This window comes from Tistrella bauzanensis, assembly GCF_014636235.1.
In the GTDB taxonomy this organism is placed as follows: domain Bacteria; phylum Pseudomonadota; class Alphaproteobacteria; order Tistrellales; family Tistrellaceae; genus Tistrella; species Tistrella bauzanensis.
In genome coordinates this window covers 22,739-42,417 of the sequence record NZ_BMDZ01000051.1, presented here as the reverse complement: position 1 = coordinate 42,417, position 19,679 = coordinate 22,739, and the positions used below count along the sequence as shown (strand labels likewise).

The 19,679-nt window shown below is 67.8% G+C and carries 21 protein-coding genes; 13 read left to right on the top strand and 8 right to left on the bottom strand.

Annotation, left to right across the window (positions count from 1 at the left end; all coding sequences use genetic code 11):
• Positions 1-213: 213 nt before the first annotated feature.
• Together IEW15_RS18485 and IEW15_RS18480 are read right to left on the bottom strand one after the other, a co-directional pair.
• The gene (locus IEW15_RS18485; protein ID WP_188580644.1) at positions 214-624 is read right to left on the bottom strand and encodes a YbhB/YbcL family Raf kinase inhibitor-like protein; all 411 of its coding nucleotides are present in this window, start codon (positions 622-624) and stop codon (positions 214-216) included.
• 32 nt (positions 625-656) lie between these two features.
• Positions 657-1,244 carry a DUF3108 domain-containing protein gene (locus tag IEW15_RS18480; RefSeq protein WP_188580642.1) on the bottom strand — a complete coding sequence of 196 codons (588 nt, stop codon included), beginning with the start codon at positions 1,242-1,244 and terminating at the stop codon, positions 657-659.
• Between the two features lie 373 nt (positions 1,245-1,617).
• Here IEW15_RS18480 and IEW15_RS18475 point away from each other — a divergent pair, with 373 nt between their 5' ends.
• The 3 genes from IEW15_RS18475 to IEW15_RS18465 all read left to right on the top strand — a co-directional run bounded on the left by IEW15_RS18475 (position 1,618) and on the right by IEW15_RS18465 (position 4,696).
• Entirely contained in the window at positions 1,618-2,712 is a 1,095-nt protein-coding gene (locus tag IEW15_RS18475) for a porin (protein WP_188580639.1), read from the top strand.
• Between the two features lie 224 nt (positions 2,713-2,936).
• Complete coding sequence (locus IEW15_RS18470) at positions 2,937-3,833, top strand: sulfotransferase domain-containing protein (protein ID WP_188580637.1); 897 nt, start codon at positions 2,937-2,939, stop codon at positions 3,831-3,833.
• Positions 3,830-4,696, top strand: coding sequence for a class I SAM-dependent methyltransferase (locus IEW15_RS18465; RefSeq protein ID WP_188580635.1), 867 nt, complete (start codon positions 3,830-3,832; stop codon positions 4,694-4,696). Before IEW15_RS18470 ends, IEW15_RS18465 begins: the two co-directional genes overlap by 4 nt.
• A 22-nt stretch (positions 4,697-4,718) precedes the next feature.
• Here the strand turns inward: IEW15_RS18465 and IEW15_RS18460 are convergent, their stop codons facing one another.
• On the bottom strand, positions 4,719-5,267 hold the full coding sequence (locus IEW15_RS18460) for a thiamine phosphate synthase (RefSeq protein WP_188580633.1): 549 nt from the start codon (positions 5,265-5,267) through the stop codon (positions 4,719-4,721).
• Positions 5,268-5,400: 133 nt separating this feature from the next.
• Here IEW15_RS18460 and IEW15_RS18455 point away from each other — a divergent pair, with 133 nt between their 5' ends.
• Entirely contained in the window at positions 5,401-6,081 is a 681-nt protein-coding gene (locus IEW15_RS18455; RefSeq protein WP_188580630.1) for a YggS family pyridoxal phosphate-dependent enzyme, read from the top strand.
• Between the two features lie 58 nt (positions 6,082-6,139).
• On the opposite strand, the gene IEW15_RS18450 is transcribed toward IEW15_RS18455, so the two are convergent.
• The 5 genes from IEW15_RS18450 to IEW15_RS18430 form a co-directional block, all read right to left on the bottom strand.
• Complete coding sequence (locus IEW15_RS18450; protein ID WP_188580628.1) at positions 6,140-6,652, bottom strand: L,D-transpeptidase family protein; 513 nt, start codon at positions 6,650-6,652, stop codon at positions 6,140-6,142.
• A 142-nt stretch (positions 6,653-6,794) separates the two neighbouring features.
• Positions 6,795-8,162, bottom strand: coding sequence for a hypothetical protein (locus IEW15_RS18445; protein WP_188580626.1), 1,368 nt, complete (start codon positions 8,160-8,162; stop codon positions 6,795-6,797).
• Between the two features lie 257 nt (positions 8,163-8,419).
• Entirely contained in the window at positions 8,420-9,535 is a 1,116-nt protein-coding gene (gene ribA, locus IEW15_RS18440; RefSeq protein ID WP_188580623.1) for a GTP cyclohydrolase II, read from the bottom strand.
• A 65-nt stretch (positions 9,536-9,600) separates the two neighbouring features.
• On the bottom strand, positions 9,601-10,194 hold the full coding sequence (locus IEW15_RS18435; protein ID WP_372402872.1) for a YceI family protein: 594 nt from the start codon (positions 10,192-10,194) through the stop codon (positions 9,601-9,603).
• A gap of 80 nt (positions 10,195-10,274) precedes the next feature.
• Complete coding sequence (locus IEW15_RS18430) at positions 10,275-11,096, bottom strand: CDP-alcohol phosphatidyltransferase family protein (protein ID WP_188580621.1); 822 nt, start codon at positions 11,094-11,096, stop codon at positions 10,275-10,277.
• A gap of 314 nt (positions 11,097-11,410) precedes the next feature.
• Here IEW15_RS18430 and IEW15_RS18425 point away from each other — a divergent pair, with 314 nt between their 5' ends.
• The 9 genes from IEW15_RS18425 (at position 11,411) to IEW15_RS18385 (ending at position 19,670) form a co-directional block, all read left to right on the top strand.
• Positions 11,411-12,421: a RibD family protein gene (locus tag IEW15_RS18425; protein WP_188580620.1), complete on the top strand. Its 1,011-nt coding sequence runs from the start codon at positions 11,411-11,413 to the stop codon at positions 12,419-12,421.
• Positions 12,418-13,386, top strand: coding sequence for a zinc-dependent alcohol dehydrogenase (locus tag IEW15_RS18420; RefSeq protein WP_188580618.1), 969 nt, complete (start codon positions 12,418-12,420; stop codon positions 13,384-13,386). The genes IEW15_RS18425 and IEW15_RS18420 overlap by 4 nt, the downstream gene beginning before the upstream one ends.
• 29 nt (positions 13,387-13,415) lie before the next feature.
• Positions 13,416-13,829: a 6-pyruvoyl trahydropterin synthase family protein gene (locus tag IEW15_RS18415; RefSeq protein ID WP_188580616.1), complete on the top strand. Its 414-nt coding sequence runs from the start codon at positions 13,416-13,418 to the stop codon at positions 13,827-13,829.
• Positions 13,826-14,947 (top strand): glycosyltransferase family 4 protein, encoded by a 1,122-nt coding sequence (locus tag IEW15_RS18410; protein WP_188580615.1) that lies wholly within the window; start codon positions 13,826-13,828, stop codon positions 14,945-14,947. The genes IEW15_RS18415 and IEW15_RS18410 overlap by 4 nt, the downstream gene beginning before the upstream one ends.
• Entirely contained in the window at positions 14,944-15,816 is an 873-nt protein-coding gene (locus IEW15_RS18405) for an SAM-dependent methyltransferase (RefSeq protein ID WP_188580613.1), read from the top strand. Before IEW15_RS18410 ends, IEW15_RS18405 begins: the two co-directional genes overlap by 4 nt.
• Before the next feature lie 135 nt (positions 15,817-15,951).
• Positions 15,952-16,653, top strand: coding sequence for a response regulator transcription factor (locus tag IEW15_RS18400; protein ID WP_188580611.1), 702 nt, complete (start codon positions 15,952-15,954; stop codon positions 16,651-16,653).
• Positions 16,654-16,834: 181 nt separating this feature from the next.
• The gene (argE, locus tag IEW15_RS18395) at positions 16,835-18,154 is read left to right on the top strand and encodes an acetylornithine deacetylase (RefSeq protein WP_229708276.1); all 1,320 of its coding nucleotides are present in this window, start codon (positions 16,835-16,837) and stop codon (positions 18,152-18,154) included.
• On the top strand, positions 18,151-18,561 hold the full coding sequence (locus IEW15_RS18390) for a DUF952 domain-containing protein (protein ID WP_188580609.1): 411 nt from the start codon (positions 18,151-18,153) through the stop codon (positions 18,559-18,561). The genes argE and IEW15_RS18390 overlap by 4 nt, the downstream gene beginning before the upstream one ends.
• Positions 18,558-19,670 (top strand): quinone-dependent dihydroorotate dehydrogenase, encoded by a 1,113-nt coding sequence (locus IEW15_RS18385; RefSeq protein ID WP_188580607.1) that lies wholly within the window; start codon positions 18,558-18,560, stop codon positions 19,668-19,670. The genes IEW15_RS18390 and IEW15_RS18385 overlap by 4 nt, the downstream gene beginning before the upstream one ends.
• The last annotated feature ends 9 nt before the right edge of the window (positions 19,671-19,679 follow it).

Here is a 19,679-nt window from a genome sequence, read left to right as displayed (position 1 = left end):
TCACCTCACCCGAGGGAATCAGCCCCGCAGCGCGGGGGCAAGCGGACATCGACAGGTTTGGAGCCCATTCTGCAACAGGCTCCACAGCGCAGGCTTTTAGCGTCAGTGCGCAATCAGAAAGATATCGATCTGCGGGCGATTCAATGACCACGTCTGGTCATTTGATTCAGTTCCGATATGGCTCCGCCTCATCAGAGACATGCCCATATATTGCTATCTGACCGGAGGAAATGTTGCACTGGATTTTCCGTGGCCCAAAATCAAGGTTTTGTCTTCGTTCAGGGCATGTACAGTGAACTCATAGCGGTGGGTGATTCCGCCAGGAGGGCAAGGACCAGCATAAGTGGGTAGGGCGCCTTTTTCTATGATGCCATGACCAGAATAGGCTATTGTTCCGCCGCCGTGATTGAATGTCCTGAAGTCCAGATCCACCATTTGTATATCCACAAATCTGGTCTCTGCGGGCACATTGGCAATGCGGATTTCAGGTGAGACAGAACTGCATGCGGATATGCCTTGCCAATCAAACTCGACAGTCAACTGAGTAGCATTTTCTGCAACCGTCGTAGATTGGCATCCGGCCACTGCCAGAAGACAACATGCGACAATTATTTTGGATACCATGCGACTATCCCCACCATATCTTTTGAAGTGGCTCACCGGGATTTGATATTGATAACCTGGTCGCGGCTCCATTGTCCGCTGCTTTCTTCTATTTCTTGCTTCACCATGTAATTGACGGCAGGTGCCCACCAGAAATGGCTCGTGCTGCGCCAACTTCCTCCAATACTGGTGGCGACTTCCTCCACAACGAAGGTGTCGAACGTCCCTGCGCCGACGGTGACAGATTCGGTTCCGGTTACCGTGATCACATGCGCCCATTCGCGATTGCCGTCGGCCCGCTTGCGGCGGAAGGACACCGACTTGCCGACCTCCAGGGGCCAGAGGGCAGCATAGGCATCCATATCGATGACATTCCGCGCGCAGCTATAGCAGAACGGGATCCAGGCTCCATCCTCGACACTGCCCCGCTTGAACATGATCTTGAAGCCGTCTACCCCTATGAAGACATTGTGACTGGTGTAGTTTCCGCTATGGGTCTCTCCCTGCCAGACCAACTCGGTGCTTGGGACCGGTGCGTGAAAGCTGCCATCGAGCCCGTTCTGGGCGAAAGCGGGGCCAGCCGCCATAATGAAAAGCAGCGTGGCCGATCTGGCTATGCGGGAAAGCTGATATCCGAACATGGTGACCTCATGCATAGGGGCACGTTCAAATAAGGTACATCCATGAGGGAGTGGCCACAAGACACTATATAGGCGTCATCATCATGGCATGCGCGGCAATTTTGCACTGCAAACTGTTGCGGAAAGGGCACGTCCTGGCGGCAAGGCGACAAGGGATGCTCGCTGCTTCCTTGACGCCGATCAGGTGTGCACGCTCTATTAGCCTCGTAAATGTGACGAACATCACGATGATGCCATTGCAATGTGAAGGATGTCACAAATCTATGGCGGGCATGGATAGCGATGCACGGGAATCGGCCATGTTTGTTCCAACACACCAATCAGCGCGTCGTGACACCACGATCCGGTCAGAAAATGCAGGGAGAGCATGACCATGAAGAAGATTCTCATCGGCACCACGGCGCTCGTCGCGGTCGGTCTCATCGCCGGCCAGGCATCTGCTGCGGAGCCGATCAAGCTGGGCCTGGGCGGCTACTACCAGTCGTTCTTCAAGATCACCGACCAGGACGACATCGGCGGGACCGCCTATCGCAGCGACAGCGTTGTTCAGGAAGGTGAAATTCACTTCCTGGGCGAGACCGTCCTTGACAACGGCCTGAAGGTCGGTGTGCAGGTGCAGTTGGAAGGCTATACCACCGGCGACCAGATCGACGAGCACTATGTCTATTTCGATGGCTCCTGGGGCCGCGTGCTGCTCGGTGCCGAGAACTCGGCTGCCTATCTCATGCAGTACGCCGCGCCGACGGCCATCGTTGGCCATGGTATGGACACTCCAAACTTCTTTGGTTTCTCGATTGGCGACAATCGGACCGATGTCACCCGTATGAACGAGACGTCTGACGCCAACAAACTGACCTATTTCACCCCACGCATGGCCGGCTTCCAGCTCGGTCTGTCGTACACCCCGAGCCTCGCGGGTGGCACGGGTGGTTCGTCGAACTCCTATGGCAACCTGACTGATGACGTGGCCGGCCGGCAGGAGCAGATCGTCGAAGTCGGCGTCAACTATGTCAACAAGCTTGGCGCCGTCGATCTGGCCGTGTCAGGTGGTTACCTGAAGGGCAGCCTTGAGGCGGACGGGCTCGACGTGGACGGGTTCAACGCGGACGACCTGCAGGTCTGGAGCCTGGGCATGAATGTGGGCTATGCCGGCTTTACCTTCGGCGGCTCCTACATCAACGACAACAACGGCCTTGAGGGCGACAACGACATGGATCGTTGGCAGGTGGGCCTGACCTACGCCGTTGGTCCGTATACCGTTGGCGGCGCCTACGCGCTCAGCGCCCGTGAGTTCAGCAACGGCAGTGGCGATGACGAGCTCGAGCTCTACGAGATCGGTGGCACCTATGCCATGGGTCCGGGTGTGAACCTGAGCGCTGGCGTCCAGTTCATCAATGCGGAGAGCGATCGCGCGACCGCACGTCAGGAAGGCACGTCCTTCCTGGTTGGTACCGGCATCAACTTCTGATCCTGTCGGTATCACCGCTGTCATCAGCCTTCCGGGTCGATGGCACGAAAAGAGGGCGGGGCTTCGGACCCGCCCTTTTTGTATGGCGGCCGGCGCGGGCATGGCGGCCAGTCATCTGTCGGGCAGCTTTTGTCCGGCGGCATTTTCGGCTATGGATGGGAACCACGCATTCCCAATGCCGGCGGCCCATGTCGTCGGATATCCGGTCGAGGATTTTTGCTGTCATGGGCGCGATCATCTGGCTCGCCTCTTATCCTAAATCGGGCAACACCTGGACCCGCGCGTTCCTCCATAATCTGCTGCGCGATGCCAAGTCCCCGGTGCCGCCCGACCGCTTCGCCGAATTCTGCTTAGGGGAAAGCAAGCCCCACTGGTATCTGCGCTATCTGGACAAGCCGCTGACCGAGGCGACCGAGGCCGAGATCATGAAGATCCGGCCGCTGGTGCAGCGCGATATGACCCTGGCTTTCCCCGACAGCGTCTTCGCCAAGACCCACAACATGGTGGCTGAGCGCCATGGCGTGCCGCTGATCAGCATGGCCCACAGCGCCGGCGGGATTTACATCGTGCGCAATCCGCTGGACGTGGTGTCGTCGGTGGCCGATCATTTCGGCCTGGATATCGACGGTGCCAGTGCGATGATGGCCAATGAGGGCGCGATCACCGCCACTGACGAGCGCAATGTGTTCGAGGTGTTGGGTAGCTGGTCGCAGCATGTGAAAAGCTGGACCCAGGTGCCAAACCCGGGCCTGCATGTCATGCGCTATGAGGACATGACCGACCGGCCGCAGCAGACCTTCCGCAAGCTCACCGATTTTCTGGGCCTGAAGCCGCCGCGCGAACGGCTGGAGCGGGCGATCCGTTTTTCGTCATTCAAGATGCTGAAACAGATGGAAGAGCGTCACGGCTTCCGCGAGCGCAGCGTCAATTCCAAAGCCTTCTTCCGATCGGGCGGCGCCGGCAAGTGGCGTGAACGCCTGACCCCAGACCAGATCCGCCGGATCATCGCCGATCATCACCAGCAGATGGCGCGGTTCGGCTATATCCCCGCAGATTATGCCGATGCGCTGCCGGATCCCGAGGCGGGGACGATGGCGGGCGACGGTGAAAGGACACAATGAGCGAGCAGCGTGCCCGGCGTTTAGCCCTGTCGACCGCGCTCGGTCTGGCAAAGCGCGGCTATTTCATTCCATATCGTTATGCGGAACAGGTGGAGGCGGCCCGACCCAAGGGGCCGCATCCGGCCGCCGAGGCGCTGTTCCAGGCCATGGAACCGGTGTTTGCGGCCGTGCTGGATGCCGCGGCCGATTATCGCGACGATCTGGCACGCCTTGCCGGTGCGCGGCCGCCGGCGCCGCGCTGGTCGCAGGACTGGTTTCCGCGACTGGATGCGCTGGCCGCCTATACCATGGTGCGGGCAGCCCGGCCGCGGCGGATCATCGAGGTTGGATCGGGCCATTCCACACGCTTCATCGTTCAGGCATTGAGGGATGACGGCCACGGCGCCGAGATGACCGCGATCGACCCCGAACCGCGCGCCGCGATCGACGAACTTGGCATCGCGGTGATCCGCAAGCCGCTGCAAAGTGTGCCGCTGGGCCATTTCGCGGCGCTGGGCCCGGGCGACATGCTGGTGGTGGACAGCAGCCATATCCTGATGCCGGGCAGTGACGTCGACATCGTGCTGAACCGGATTCTGCCGATCCTGCCCAAGGGCGTTCTGATTCATTTCCACGACATCTTCCTGCCTGACGGCTATCCGCAGAGCTGGGCGTGGCGGGGCTATAACGAACAGCCGGCGGTGGCGGCACTGCTGTTCACCGGCGGTTACAAGCCGCTGTTCGCCAGCCGCTACGTCGCCACCCGGATGACCGGCCGGGTGCAGAACGGTATCGCCGGTGGCCTGCCGCTGCTGGAAGGCGCCTATGAATCCAGCCTGTGGCTGGAAAAGCTGGTCGATGCGGCGGTGGCGCCGCCGGATTGAGCGGCGCGACCGGGGCCTGCGGTCAGCGCGCGAAGGCGTCGATGGCCGCGAAGCCCTTGAGGTTGGGGCAGGGGGTCACCTGGCGAAACGTGGTGGCGGTCATGCCGCCCATCGCCAGCACCGGCAGGCCGGCGCGCGTGGCCAGTGCCCGGAAGCGCAGCGGCCCCAGCACCCGGGCGCCGGGGTGGCTGCGGGTGGGCAGCACCGGGGAGACCAGGACCAGATCGACCTTCAGGCGCCGGGCGCGGATCAGATCGACCCGGCCATGGGCGGCGGCGGTTACCAGCATCGGGCGCGGCCGACGCTGGATATCGGGCCGATGCATAAGGTGGCCGGGCAGATGCAGACCGTCGGCCCCCACCGCCAGCGCCAGCCCGATATCGCCGGCGATGATCAGGACCAGGCCGCGCGCGCGGGTGATGGCGCGCCAGCGACGGGCGAGGGCGGGACGGTCGGCCGCCGGATAATCGCGCAGCAGCACGGCGTCGCCACGCCTGAGGCCCCGGGTCAGGCCGGCTTCGGGCGGGCCCTGGCGGGGGCGGTCGGTGACCAGAACCGTCAGGCGGTGCATGCCGCCGCTGTTGAGAAGCCTGCTGCCTCGGCTATGATGGCGCCCCATATCGCAGTCGCCCATGCATGAAGGGTGGTGGCGGGGCCGTTGGCCCGGTCCTGCACATCCGCAAGCCTTGAGGGAGCCCCAGCCGATGACCGACGTCAAGGCCAACCTGGCTCATGTCAGGGCCGAGATCGACCGCGTCGCCCGCGATGCCGGGCGCGTACCCGCCGATGTGACCCTGGTCGCCGTGTCCAAGACCCATGACGGGCCGGCGATCCGGCCGGCGCTGGACGCGGGGCAGCGGGTGTTCGGGGAGAACCGGGTTCAGGAAGCGGCCGGCAAATGGCCCGCGCTGCGCGCGGACTTTCCCGATATCGAACTGCATCTGATCGGGCCGTTGCAGACCAACAAACTGCGCGAGGCGGTTGAGCTGTTCGACGTGATCCAGAGCGTCGACCGGCCGAAACTGGCGCGCAAACTGGCGGAAGAGGCGGGGCAGGCAGGCCGTCTGCCGCGGCTGCTGGTGCAGGTGAATACCGGCGAGGAGCCGCAGAAAGCCGGGGTGCTGCCGGCCGATCTGGATGGATTTCTGCGTGAATGCCGCGAGGAGCTGGGCCTGGGCATCAAGGGGCTGATGTGCATTCCACCGGTCGATGATCAGCCGGGGCCGCATTTCGCCCTGCTGGCCGATATGGCGAAAGCCCATGACCTGCCGGTGTTGAGCATGGGGATGAGCGGCGATTTCACCGTCGCGGTGCAACTGGGCGCCACCCATGTCCGGGTTGGCACGGCGATCTTCGGCAGCCGGCCGCCGCTGCCCGGCGCCTGAGACGCGGTAGGGCCGGACGCCGTGGGATCGGACGTCCTTGGCGATCAGATCCTGAAGGTCAGAAGCGGGCGCTGATGGTCAGCGTGTCGCCGGGGCCGGCATCGGCCAGCACGCCGCGCAGGTCATCCATCGCCAGCGCGATGCAGCCCTCGGTGCCGGCGAAATCCGGCCGGGCCACGTGCAGAAAGATGGCGCTGCCACGGCCCGGCACCACCGGTGCATCATTCCAGCCCAGCACCGCGATCAGGTCATAGACGTGGTCGTCGCGCCACAACCGTTCGTGATGGGCGGGGAAGGGCAGATCGACCGGGCGATTGTAGAACGGGTTCTCCGGCTCGTCGCACCAGCCATGCTCGGGGAGGATTTCCTCGACCGGCAGCCGGGTCTGCGGCGGCTCGATGCGGTCGGCCCGATACAGCACCCGGCGGATCGGCAAGGTGCCGATCGGGGTGGCACCGTCACCTTCGCGCTTGGCGACCGTGATGCCGTTGCGGCCGATCGCGACCGGCAATCGCCGATCACGCCACCAGAACCGGAATTTTGCGAGCAGGGGATCATAACGTACAAGCATGGTGCCTAGTCTGCCACGTCGGCGGCACGGCTTGAACCGCAAGCGGCCCATGACCCGCAATTGTCACGGTGCCTCAGCATTTCGCCTTAAGGCTCGAAGATCGCGGGGCCCGAGGATCGCGGGGACCAGAGATCGCGGAGCCTTACAAGTCGCGGGCGATACCGGCCGAGCCGGCGGCGGCGCCCCGGCTGGCGCGCATCTGTGCCTGATAGCGGTCCAGCGCCTGGTTCATCCGGGCCGCGAAATCGGCGGCCGCGAGCGGACCTGCGGCTGCGGCCGCCGCACTGGTATCGGCATTGGCGGCGGCGTCGCTGTCGGCCGGTGCCGGCCTGTTCAGCGCCTGCAACTGCTCGACCTGTGCCGCCTGGGTGGCCTCGTCGCTGGAACGGGCGGTATCGGGGCGGGGGGCAGAGGATTGGCGGGCGGCATAGGCGGCGGCGCCAGGCGCGGTGACGGGCAGGCGCGGCTTCAGGGCGGTGGGGCCGTCGATGCCAAGGAAGGCGGCGGCGGGTATGATCCGGCCGCCCATATCGCTGCCAGAGGATCCGCCACCAGCGAGCCGGCCGCTGGCGCCGTCGTCGAAGGACAGATCCGCAAGCGGCGTACCGCCGGCACCGCCGCCGGGGATGCTGTCGCGCAGCATGGCTTCAATTTCGCGCTCGCTGGGCCGGGCGCCGTCGGTGCGGCGGTCGTCGGTGCGCCGGTCATTGGTGCGGCGGGCGCCGGCGGCGCGGGCCTCGGCTTCATCGATCGCCAGGCTGGCGGTGGCCGGCAGTCGTCCGGGTGCCGCCGCCGGCGCCGGGGCGGCACCGAAGGCGCCCAGCAGCGCCGCGAACTGGTCTTCGTTCAGGCCGCGACCACCGGCGGCTGGCTGCCCCTGCGCCAGTTGCGCCTCGGCGGCGCCGGCCGGCTTCTCGCGCGGCGGCTGGCCGAGGGTGGCGGCATAGGCACTGCCGGCCAGACGCTGGGTATCGGCGGCGGCGGTGTCGACCATGCCGGTGGTGGTGGCGGGGTCGGGCAGGGCGCTGTCATCGCCGGCATCGGCCAGGGCGGTGCCGCCGGTGTCGCTGCCGGCCTCGTCGCCGGTCACCCAGGCGAGCATGCGGTCGCCCAGCGTGGCGCCGTTGGTGTCGGTGGTGGCGTTTTCCATCATGGCGCCGATCAGGCCGACCGGGCCGCCAAAGGCGATGCTGCCCAGCATCCGGGCGCCGGGGGCAATGCTGTCGCCGGTGATTGCCCGATAGACCGTGCCCACGATCGGCAGTTGCTGCAACGGATTGACGAGGTCGACCAGATCCCCAAAGGTGAAGCCGTCCTCGCCCCAGAAGCCGATCTCTTTCGCGCTCGTTCCCGTGTCGACGGCCGTGGCCTCGGCGTCGCGGCCACGTGCCGGCGGCATATCGCTGGCACCGCCGGCCCAAGCCGGCGTGTCATAGCGGTATTCCGAGCGGTCGCTGATGAACATCGGGGGGAAACCGGTTGCGATGAAGGGGAACAGGGGGTGCCACATGCCCTGTGGCACCTGTGAGCCCTGTCCCTTTCAAGCATCGTGCCAGATGCCCCAAATGCCCTACAGATCACGAAAAACACCGCAGAACCCGGTTTGCAGGGCGATGCGGCGTGGGGTGGGTGTGTGGAGCGGCGCGTTCGGCGCAGGCGGCCCCGGTCGTTCATAGAGGCCAAGGCCGGGTTGCCGGGGGCAGGAATTGCCGGTCGGCAGCCCTTGCCGGCCCCGGGCGGGCCACGCTCCACCGGGTGCGGCCGGTCTTACAGCATATGGCCGGCGCGCCGTGCCTTGGTCGACAGATAGCCGGCATTGTGGCCATTGGCGGGGAAGGCATGGGGCACCCGCTCCACCACCTCGATGCCATGGGTGCCCAGCGCCACCACCTTGGCCGGGTTGTTGGTCAACAGCCGGATGCGGGTGTGGCCCAGCGCCCGCAGCATCTCGGCCGCCGGGCGGAAATCGCGTTCATCCGCCTCGTAACCCAGCGTCAGATTGGCATCGACCGTATCCAGCCCGCGATCCTGCAATGCATAGGCGCGCAGCTTGTTGATCAGCCCAATGCCGCGGCCTTCCTGGGCTAGATACAGCACAACGCCGCCGCCGCTGGCGGCCATGGCACGGATGGCACCTTTCAACTGTTCGCCGCAATCGCAGCGCAGCGAACCCAGCAGATCGCCGGTGAAGCATTCGGAATGCAGCCGGGCCAGGATCGGCGCCGCCGGGTTGGGCTCTCCCACCACGATCGCCAGATGTTCAGGCCCGCCATCGGCCGGGCGGAAGGCGATCAGCCGGCAATTTTCGGCATCGGCCAGCGGCACACGGGCCTCGGCCACCTGTGTCAGATGGCCGGCGGCGATCTGGCCTTCCTTCAGCAACCGGGCGTCGATCACCACCGGGTCGAGCGTCGCGGCGGCACCGGGCAACTGGCCGGCGGGGCGCTCCACCGCCACCAGCGCCGGCAGCAACCCGCCGCGCTTGGCAAGCGCGATCGCGGCCGCCGAGGCGCGCCCTGCGGGCCTGAGCCGGCCCAGGGCATGGGCGCGCGCCGTGGCGCCGTCGCCCGACAGCATCGGGTCGGCCGCCAGCCGCCAGGACGGGTCGTGAATATCACGGATCGGGGCCGCCACAGGCTCCACCCCGCGTGGGTCATCGGAGTCGATCGGGGCCACCAGCCCGGCCAGGGCGGCACGGCGACGCGAAATCAGCAGATCGGCGGGGGCGCCGGTCAGGGCTGCCAGGGCCGCCAGCCGGTCGGGCGCCGCCCGTTCCGGCGACATCACCAGGACATCGTTCTGGTCGTCGCGCAACAGCACGGCACCACCAGCGCGCAATTCCGCCTGGGCACGCTGAAGGTGCCGCTCATTCGCGTCGCTCATCTGGCCCTTCCCGTCGCCTGCCGCTTCTGCGGTCGTCGATGTCACAGTCACCGTCGATGTCACATTCACTCCCGGCGTGCCTCCATTTCAAGGATCAGCGAGATCTCGTCACCGACAAGGTCGCCGTCCAGGCCGTAGGTCATGCCGAAATCGCTGCGCCGGATCGTACCACGCGCAGAAACCCCCACAACATAGGGGCGCGCGCCGAATACGCCAGTGCCGAAGGGATATTCGGCGCTCTTGTTCCATGTGACGTCAAGTGTCAGCGGCTTGCGGACGCCCAGAAGCTCCAGCGTGCCGGTCACGGTGCCCTGCCGACCGGCGGTCGCCTCGGCCTGATCCAGCCGGAAGATCATCTCGGGAAATTCATCGGCGTTCAGGAAATCGGGGCCGCGCAGATGCTCGTCGCGCTTGTCGTGGGCGGTCGACACGCTGGCGGTCTTCACCCGGATCTCGCCCTGCTCCAGCGCAGGCGCCGCCTCGTCGAACACAAAGCTGCCCTCCACCTGATCGAACCGGCCCAGCACATTGGCAAAGCCCGCATGCATCACCAGAAAGCCGACCACGGCGTGTTCGGGATCGAGCGTGTAGGTCGCAGGCTCGGCACGTGCCATCCGGCCCGTACCGAAGACCGCCGCGGCGGCGATCAAACCCGCCATCAGAAGCGATATCATCCGGCCGTGGGCCGCCCGATTGCGGATCTGTGCTGCCGTGGCCGGTGTCCGGTGGGCGTGAAGGGTCATGACGGTCCTCTCCCTGTATGGGCCATGTTGTCGGTGTCGCCGCCGGCGCTGCCGTCATCGGCCCGCTTGCGCAGCACCAGAACCAGATCGATGGCGAAAGAGGCGGCGAGCATGGCAACCGCGAGCGCCGCCGAGACGGTGCCGGCCACGGCCGAGACCGGGTTCAGCGCACCCACCAGCGCCGCCACACCCAGCGCGCAGACGGCACGGCGGCGATGGCTGGCCGGCAGCGGCCGGGCCAGTAGCGGCCAGATCCACGATGCCAACACCCAGGCATAGCGCAGGCCGCCCGCCACCAGAACCCAGCCGCCGGCCCGGCCTGCATCCAGCGCCGCCAGCGACAGCACGGCCACGAACAGGGCATCAAGCTCCATGTCGAACCGGGCGCCGAACGGGCTCGCCACCTTGCGGCGCCGCGCGATCCAGCCATCCACCCCGTCCAGCGCCAGACAGATGGCGGCGGTGGCGAACAGCACCCAGGCGGTCAGGGCCGAGCCGCCGCCCTGATCATGCGCCATCAACGGCTCGCCGATCGCGGCCGCGACCAGCGCCACCAGACCGGCGCGGAACAGGGTGACACGATTGGCAGGGCCAATGCGCCGCTGCGGCAGATGCTGGGCCAGTGCCGGCCAGGCCAGAGCCAGCGCGCAGGCCAGCCAGGCCACGGCCTTGACGGGATAGACCGGCGACAGCAGGCTGTCATCCTGCATGGCGAGCAAGATGCCCGCGGCCGCCACCGCCCCGGTGGCACCGATCGCATGCAGGCCGGCATCGAGCCGCAGGGTGGCCAGGGGAGCGGCCTCTCGTTTCGCTGTCATGCAACACCATATGGAGACGAAGACGGGTCGGGTGTAGATGGTCGGCCGTGGGAACGTTACGGTTTATAGTTGGCGTGATTTACCGGTGAAGGGTTGAATGAGGGCGGTGAGCCTGAGCGATGCTCGTTCAGACCGGCCCGCTCCAGGTTTACGCAATGTGGCGGCCAGCGGATCGATCAATCCTGGAACAAGCGGTGTCGGCCGGCTGTTTCAGGCGGTGATCAACCATCCGATGACCTATCAGGTTCCGGGCGACAGTCCACAGCCGGCCCGCCTATGAGGAGCCATCCCGCCTATGAGGAGACAGTGCCACCATGACCCTGCCGCCGCCCAGCCGCCGGTCCGCCGCCACCGCAACAGCGACCGCCGCCCCGGTGGCGGCCCCGCGACTGGTGCGGCTGGGGCACGACCATATCTGGGCCGGCCTGCTGGCGATCGCCGCCGCCAACCAGCCGGTGGCGGGGCTGGCGCTGTGTCGTGACGGCGGCTTGCGACCGGTGACGAACCCCGCCGAGGCCGATGCGATCCTGATCAATGACCCGGCCCATCCATCGGGCCCTGCATGGCCTGCCGGCGGCTGGGCGACCCGGATCGAGGTGGAACCGGCCGCGGCACGGCTGCTGGATCTGTATCTGCCGGTGCTGCGCGCCGCACCCGACCACCGGCCACGGGTCTATGCCCATCTGGCGCAGAGTCTGGACGGTCGCATCGCCACCATGAGCGGCTGTTCGCAATGGCTGTCGGGCGAGGAGGATCTCGTTCATGCCCACCGTATGCGCGCCCTGTCGGATGCCGTGCTGGTCGGCGCCGCCACCGTTGCCGCCGACGACCCGCGCCTGACCGTGCGGCTGGTCGATGGCCCCAACCCATTGCGCGTGGTCATCGACAGCGGCGGCAGGCTTGGCACCGACCACAAGCTGTTCGGCGACGGCGCTGCCCCCACCCTGGTCGTCCATGCCGATGACATGCCGGCGCCCGCTGGCTGCGTTGCCGGCGGTGATGCGGTCACCGGGCTGCCGGTGCCGCGCAGCGCCTGCGGCCGGCTGGATCCGGTGGCCGCACTGGCGGCCCTGCGGCGCCTGGGCATCCGCCGCCTGTTCGTGGAAGGCGGCGGGGTCACGGTGTCGCGTCTGATCGAGGCGCGGCTGGTCGACCGGCTTCAGGTCGCCATCGCCCCGGTGCTGCTGGGATCGGGCCGGCCGGTGCTGTGCCTGCCGGAAATCGACGATCTGGCCGAGGCGCTGCGCCCGCCCTGCCGCAATTTCATCCTGGGGCCGGATATCCTGGTGGAATGCTGCTTCGATCTGGTGGAGGCGCGGGCATGACGGCCACTGCGCGGGCCTTGTGGACGACAGCGCCAGGCCGGTTCGAGATCCGCGCCCAGCCCCTGCCTGCGCCGGGCATGGACGAGGTGTTGGTGACCACCCTGCAAACCGCCGTCAGCCGGGGCACAGAAACCCTGATCGCCACCGGAGGCGTGCCGGAGACAGAATACCAACGCATGCGCGCACCCTTTCAGGAGGGCGATTTCCCGTTCCCGGTCAAATATGGTTATGCGGCGGTGGGGCAAACACCCGATGGCGGGCGGGTCTTCGCGCTGCACCCGCATCAGGACCGGTTCGTTCTGCCCCGGGCCGCCCTGCGGCCGGTGCCCGATATTGTGCCCACCGCGCGCGCGGTGCTGGCCGCCAATATGGAAACCGCGCTGAACGTGCTGTGGGATGCCGGCGCCGGGCCGGGCGACCGGATCACCGTGATCGGCGCCGGGCTGGTCGGGCTGCTGGCCGCGCGTCTGGCCCGGCGCCTGCCGGGGGCGGTGGTGCAGATCGTCGACCGCGACCAGGGCCGAGGCGATCAGGCGCGGGCACTGGATCTGGATTTCCGCGCGCCCGACGCGGCGACACCCGACCGCGACATCGTGATCAACGCCAGCGCATCGGGTGCCGGGCTGGATCAGGCGCTGACCCTGGCCGGGTTCGAGGCGACGGTGGTCGAGGCGAGCTGGCATGGCAGCCGGCCGGTGAGCCTGCATCTGGGCCATGGCTTCCACGCCCGCCGGCTGCGGCTGATATCGTCGCAGGTCGGCCATGTCGCGGCCGGCCGGCGCGCCAGACTGACCCATGCCGACCGGCTGGACGTGGCACTCGGTCTGCTGGACGATCCGGCGCTGGACGCGCTGGTGGTCGATGCGGTGGCCTTTGATCAGGCGCCGGCGCGTCTGCCCGGCCATCTGTCGGGCACCGGCCCCGATCCGGCGCTGACCGGCACCGTGCTGCGCCTGATCTATTGACCCAAACTGGAGAAGGATCGACCCTACCCATGTTCACGCTCGGCGTCCGCGACCATGTGATGATCGCCCACAGCTTTCGCGGCGAGATTTTCGGCCCCGCCCAGCGCCTGCACGGCGCGACCTATGTGGTGGATGTGGAATTCAAGCGCAGCCGCCTGGACGACGATGGGCTGGTGGTCGATATCGGGCTGGCCCACACGGCCCTGAAGGCTGCGATTGAGCCTCTGGCCTATCGCAATCTGGACGATCTGCCCGACTTTGCCGGCATCAACACCACCACCGAATTCCTGGCGCAGTATCTGCACGGCCGGATGGCGGCGGCGATCGAGGATGGACGGCTTGGCGCCAGTGCCGCCGGTATCGAGGCGATCCGGATCGTGCTGAAGGAAAGCCATGTCGCCTGGGCCGCCTATGAGGCGCCGGTGGGCCGGGCGGCGGCATGACCGATCTTCTGCTGGTGGTGCCGGGGCCGGTGGATCTGGCGACCGGCGGCTATGTCTATGACCGCCGGATCATGGCGGCGCTGGCGGCACTGGGCCATGAGGTGGAGACACTGGCCCTGCCGGCAGGCCAGGATGCCCGCGCCGAAGCGATCCACGCGCGGCTGCATGCGGACAATGCGCCGGCGGTGGGCGCGATGCTGATCGACGGTCTGGCGCTGCCCGGGCTGGCGCCGCTGCTGGCGGATCTGCGGCGCCATGCGCGGTGTCCGCGCCTGCTGGCGCTGGTGCATCACCCGATGGCGCTGGAAACCGGGCTGACGGCAGATCGGGCGACGGATCTGGAACGGCAGGAACGCGCGGCTCTGGCGCTGGTGGATGGCGTGGTCGCCACCAGCCCGGCCACGGCGGCATTGCTGACCGATGGCGGCTGGACCCGGCATCCGGTGGTGGTGATCGAGCCGGGCCTGTCCGTGGAACCGGCGATGCCGGCCGTGCCGGGGGATGATGGCGGGGCGGATGATGGCGGGAATGCCGGCGAGATCCGCCTGTTATGCGTGGCCAGCCTGACGCCCCGCAAGGCGCATCAGGATCTGGTCGCGGCCCTGTCGGATCTGGGCGGGGCGCCGGGCGGCAGCACATGGCGGCTGGATCTGGTGGGGCCCGATACGCTGGACCCTGACCATGCGGGGCGGGTGCGGGCGGCGATCGACGCCGCCGGGCTGGGCGATCGCATCCGCTGTCATGGCGTGCTGTCGGGTGCGGCACTGGCCCGCTGCTATGCGGCGGCGGACGTCTTCGTGCTGCCGTCACGGTTTGAAGGCTATGGCATGGCCTTCGCCGAGGCGATGGCCGCCGGCCTGCCGGTGGTGGGATGCGTCGCGGGCGCGGTGCCCGATCTGGTGCCGGCCAGTGCCGGCATTCTGGTGCCGCCGGGCGATGTGCCGGCGCTGGCCCATGCCTTGGGGCGGCTGATCGCCGATGCCGATCTGCGCCGGCAATTGGCGGCGGGTGCCGCCGTGGCGGGTGCCGCCCTGCCACGCTGGCCCGATCAGGCACGGCGGCTGGCCGCGCTGGCGGGCCTCTCGGAAGCGGGCCTTTCGGAAGAGGACAGGTCATGAGCGACGAGACCGGCCGTGGCGGCTTTGATGCGGGCTGGCTGGACCTGCGGGCGGGTTTCGACCATGCCGCGCGTGTGCCGGCGCTGGAACGGCGGCTGGCCGCGATGCTGCGCCGCCGGCCGGGCAATCAGTTGACCATCGTCGACCTTGGTGCCGGCACCGGCGGCGGACTGCTGCATCTGGCGCCCTGTCTGACCCGCTGGCTCAGCCCCGGCATTCATCAGTCATGGCGGTTGGTGGAACGCGACCCGGCGCTGATCGCTGCGGGTCAGACCCGGCTGGCGACGCTGCCGGCCGTGGTGGCGGGCGATCTGCGCGTCACCTATCAGCCGGCCGATCTGGCTCTGGAAGATCTGTCCGGGCTGATCGCCGATGCCGATCTGGTGCATTTCACCGCCCTGATCGATCTGGCGGGCATGGACTGGCTGGTCAGGCTGGCCGACGCGGTGGCCGCACGCGGCGTGCCGATGCTGGGGGCGCTGACCTTCGACGGCCGCATGGACTGGTCGCCGCCGGCCGATGGCGACGATGCGGCGGTGGCCGGCTTCATCCATCATCAACGCCGCGACAAGGGCCTGGGCGGCGTGGCGCTGGGGGCCGACGCGGCACCGGCACTGGCGCGGCTGCTGACCGACCGGGGGATGGCGGTGCGGCTGGTGGCATCCGACTGGGTGATCGGGCCTGAGGATACCGCGATGCATGCGGCGATGGTCGATGGCGTGGCCGGCGCGCTGGAGGATCTGGCGGCCGACGGGCTGGTGCCGGCCGGGCAGCCGGCGGCCTTCCGGTCCGCCAGAGACGCCGCCAGCCCCGGCCGGCTGGTGGTCGGACATCTAGACCTGCTTGCCTGGCGCCGGGGCCGTGAGTAAAACCAGAAGAGGCCCGCCCGCTTACCGTATGGCCGGCTTGCCGTATGGCAAGCCGCTTGATGTGCGGCCCCCGCTGATGTGCCAGACACCCATGATGGCGCAGCCCGCCGTCCTTGCCGGAGACCGCCCGCCGCCATGTCAGCCCAGAAGCGCATCCTGCTGATCGACGACGACCCGCTGCTGCGCCAGACTCTGGCCGAACAGCTGGCGCTGTATGAGGAATTCTCCATCGACGAGGCGGCAAGCGGCGCCCAGGCGCTGGAAGTGGTGAAGGCGGGCTTGAAATCGGCGCCCCATGATCTGGTGATCCTGGATATCGGCCTGCCCGATCTGGATGGGCGCGAGGTCTGCCGGTTGATGCGCCGCGCCGGGCTGAAGGCGCCGGTGGTGATGCTGACCGGTGCCGATACCGAGGCCGACACCATTCTGGGCCTGGATGCCGGCGCCAATGATTACGTCACCAAACCGTTCCGCTTCGCCGTGCTGCTGGCACGGGTGCGGGCGCATCTGCGCCAGCATGAACAATCGGATGACGCGGTGTTCGCGATCGGCCCCTATCAGTTCCGGCCCGCCGCCAAGATGCTGGTGACCGAGGACGGCCGGCGCAAGCTGCGCCTGACCGATAAGGAAACCCAGATCCTGAAATTCCTCTATCGGGCCGGCGACAAGCCGGTGACACGCGAACGGCTGCTGGACGAGGTGTGGGGGTATAATGCCGGCGTCGCCACCCATACGCTGGAAACCCATATCTACCGCCTGCGCCAGAAGATCGAGCCCGACCCCGGCAATGCCCGGCTGCTGGTGACCGAGCCGGGCGGCTATCGGCTGATGATCTGATCCGGCACATCAACTGGCCGCAGGAGCCGTTGATCGCAGCGCCGCGTTGCACAGGGACGCGGACCTGTTTACCGTTTGAATGAGAGCTGTCACGGCCGGACGCAGTGCGGTCGGCCGGGTTGCGCCGCTCAATCACTTTCCCACGCCCACCCGCCCTCCCACCCAAGGCTGCCGCCGTTTCATGGATGCCACCATTGACCTCGCCGGCCGGATCGGCCCTGCGGCCGATATCGCGACCCCTGATCGCGAGGCTGTTGACCTGATCGCGGCACTGCCCGATGCCGCCCGCCGTCGCGATGCGCTGATGGCGCGGTTGATCGCCTTCGACACCACCAGCCGGTTGAGCAATCTGCCGCTGATCGATTTCGTCGAGGCCTGGCTTCGCCGCTTCGGCGTGCGGGTGGACCGTCTGCCCTCGGCCGATGGCGCCAAGGCCAATCTCTATGCCACGCTGGGCCCCGACGGGCGCGGCGGGGTGATGCTGGCCGGCCACACCGACGTGGTGCCGGTCGATGGCCAGCCCTGGACCTCCGATCCGTTCCGGATCGTCGAACGCGACGGGCTGATCCATGGTCGCGGCACCTGCGACATGAAGGGCTATCTCGCCTGCGTGCTGGCCAAGCTGCCCGACTGGGCGGCGCTGCCGCTGACCGATCCGGTCCATTTCGCCTTCACCTATGACGAGGAAGTCGCCTGCATGGGCGCGCCCGAACTGGCCCGACATATCGCGGCCAAGCCCTGGCGGCCGCGGCTGGCGGTGGTGGGGGAGCCCACCTCGATGCGGGTGGTGACGGCGCATAAGGGTGTCTGCCTGTGTACCACGCGGGTGACCGGGGCCGAAGCCCATAGCTCCCAGCCTCATATGGGGGCCAACGCCATCATCGCGGCCGCCCGGATCACCGGTTTTCTGGACGAGCTGGAAGCGGAATACGCGTCGGTCGCCGCCGCCGACAGCCCGTTCGATCCGCCCTATACCACCGTCACGGCGGTGATGATCACCGGCGGCACCGCGCCCAATATCATCCCGCGTGAGGCGGTGCTGGACTGGTCGGCACGGCTGATGCCCGGCGACAGTATCGACGATATCGTCGACCGGCTGGATCTTCGGGTTCAGGCCGAGGTTCTGCCGCGGATGCGCGCGGTCGCGGCCGATACCGGCGTCGCCACCACGGTGTCGGTCAATGTCGATCCGCTGACCCCCATCCCCGACAGCGAGGCCGAGCGTCTGGCCCTGGCGCTGACCGGCGCCAACAGCACCCATGTGGTTGCCTTCGCCACCGAGGCCGGTATCTTCCAGCAGGCCGGCGTGCCGACGGTGGTGTGCGGTCCCGGCAGCATCGATCAGGCACACCGGGCGGATGAATTCGTGGCCCGCGAGCAACTGGACCAGTGCATGGCGTTTCTGGACCGGCTGGATGACTGGCTGGTCGACGGGCTCGACCGCCGCCTGGATCTGAGCCGTATCAGTGCGCCCGCCGCCGTGACCGGGAGACAGCGATGACCGACCACAGAACCGATCACACAGCCGAGGCGCGCCCCGCCGCCGCCGGCGACGACAGCGGCTGGATCTTCCATTTCGCCGAGGCGGCGCGCTGGGCCGCCGCCACCCCCGGTGCCTATCGCGGCGGCAGCCTGTGCGAGACAGACGGCTTCATCCATTGTTCGACGGCGGCCCAACTGGCTGAAACCGCCCGGCTGCATCTGGCCGGGCGCAACGACCTGCTGCTGATCACCATCGATATCCGCCGGCTGGGGCCGCTGCTGCGCTGGGAGCCCTCGCGCGGCGGGCAGCTGTTTCCGCATATCTATGGTCCGCTGCCGTCGGTGGCGGTGGTGCGTGCCGATCCGCTGCCGCTGGACGCGGCGGGCCACCACCTGTTTCCGGCCCATACCGGCGTCGGCCCATGACCGGAGGGCGGAGCCGGGACAGATGGCCTGCCTTGCGGCCGCTGGTGTTCCGGCTGGAGGCAGAGCGCGCTCATGCGCTGTCGCTGTGGGCGCTGCGCACGCGCATGGCGATGCTGGTGATGCCGCCCCGGCCGGTTCAGCCGCTGCCGGGGCTGGCGCGACGGTTGTGGGGGCTGGATTTCGTCCATCCGCTGGGGCTTGCCGCCGGCTATGACAAGAATGCCGTCGCCATCGACCCGCTGTTCGATTACGGCTTCGCCTTTGTCGAGATCGGCGGCGTGACGCCCCGGCCGCAGCCGGGCAACGACCGGCCGCGACTGTTCCGGCTGGCGCCCGACCGGGCGGTGATCAACCGCATGGGCTTCAACAATGACGGGCTGGACATGGTGGCGGCGCGTCTGGCCGCCCGCCGCCGCCGGCTGGCCGGCGCCCCCGTGGGGCGCCGGCGCCCGGTGTTCGCCAATCTGGGCAAGAACAAGACCAGCGAGGACGCGCTCGCCGATTACACCGCCGGTCTGGCCCGGCTGGGGCCGCTGGTCGATGTGGTGGTGGTGAACGTGTCGTCGCCGAACACACCGGGCCTGCGCGATCTGCAGGGCCGCGCCCAGCTGACCGGGCTGCTTTCAGGGCTGAAGGCCGCCCGCGATGGCGGCATCGCCGGCGAGGCCCGCCCGCCGATCCTGGTCAAGATCGCCCCCGACCTGGATGATGCCGGGCTGTCCGATGTGGTCGATGCCGCCCGCGATGCGGCGATCGACGGCATGGTGGTGGCCAACACCACCCTGGCCCGGCCCGACAGCCTGCAAGGCCGCAACCGGGCCCAGGCCGGCGGCCTGTCGGGCCGGCCGCTGAAGGGGCGGGCGCTGGCGCTGACCCGCGAGGTGTACCGCGCCACCGGCGGCGCCATGCCGATCGTGGGTGTCGGCGGCATCGAAAGCGCCAGGGATGCCTGGGACCGGATGGCCGCCGGCGCCGGTTTGCTGCAACTGTATTCGGCGCTGGTCTATGAGGGGCCGGGGCTGGTGGCGCGGATCGTGGACGGGCTCAATGGCCGGATGATCGCCGAAGGGGTGCAGGATGTTGGGGAGATCGTCGGCTCGGCGGCGTGAACCACGCAT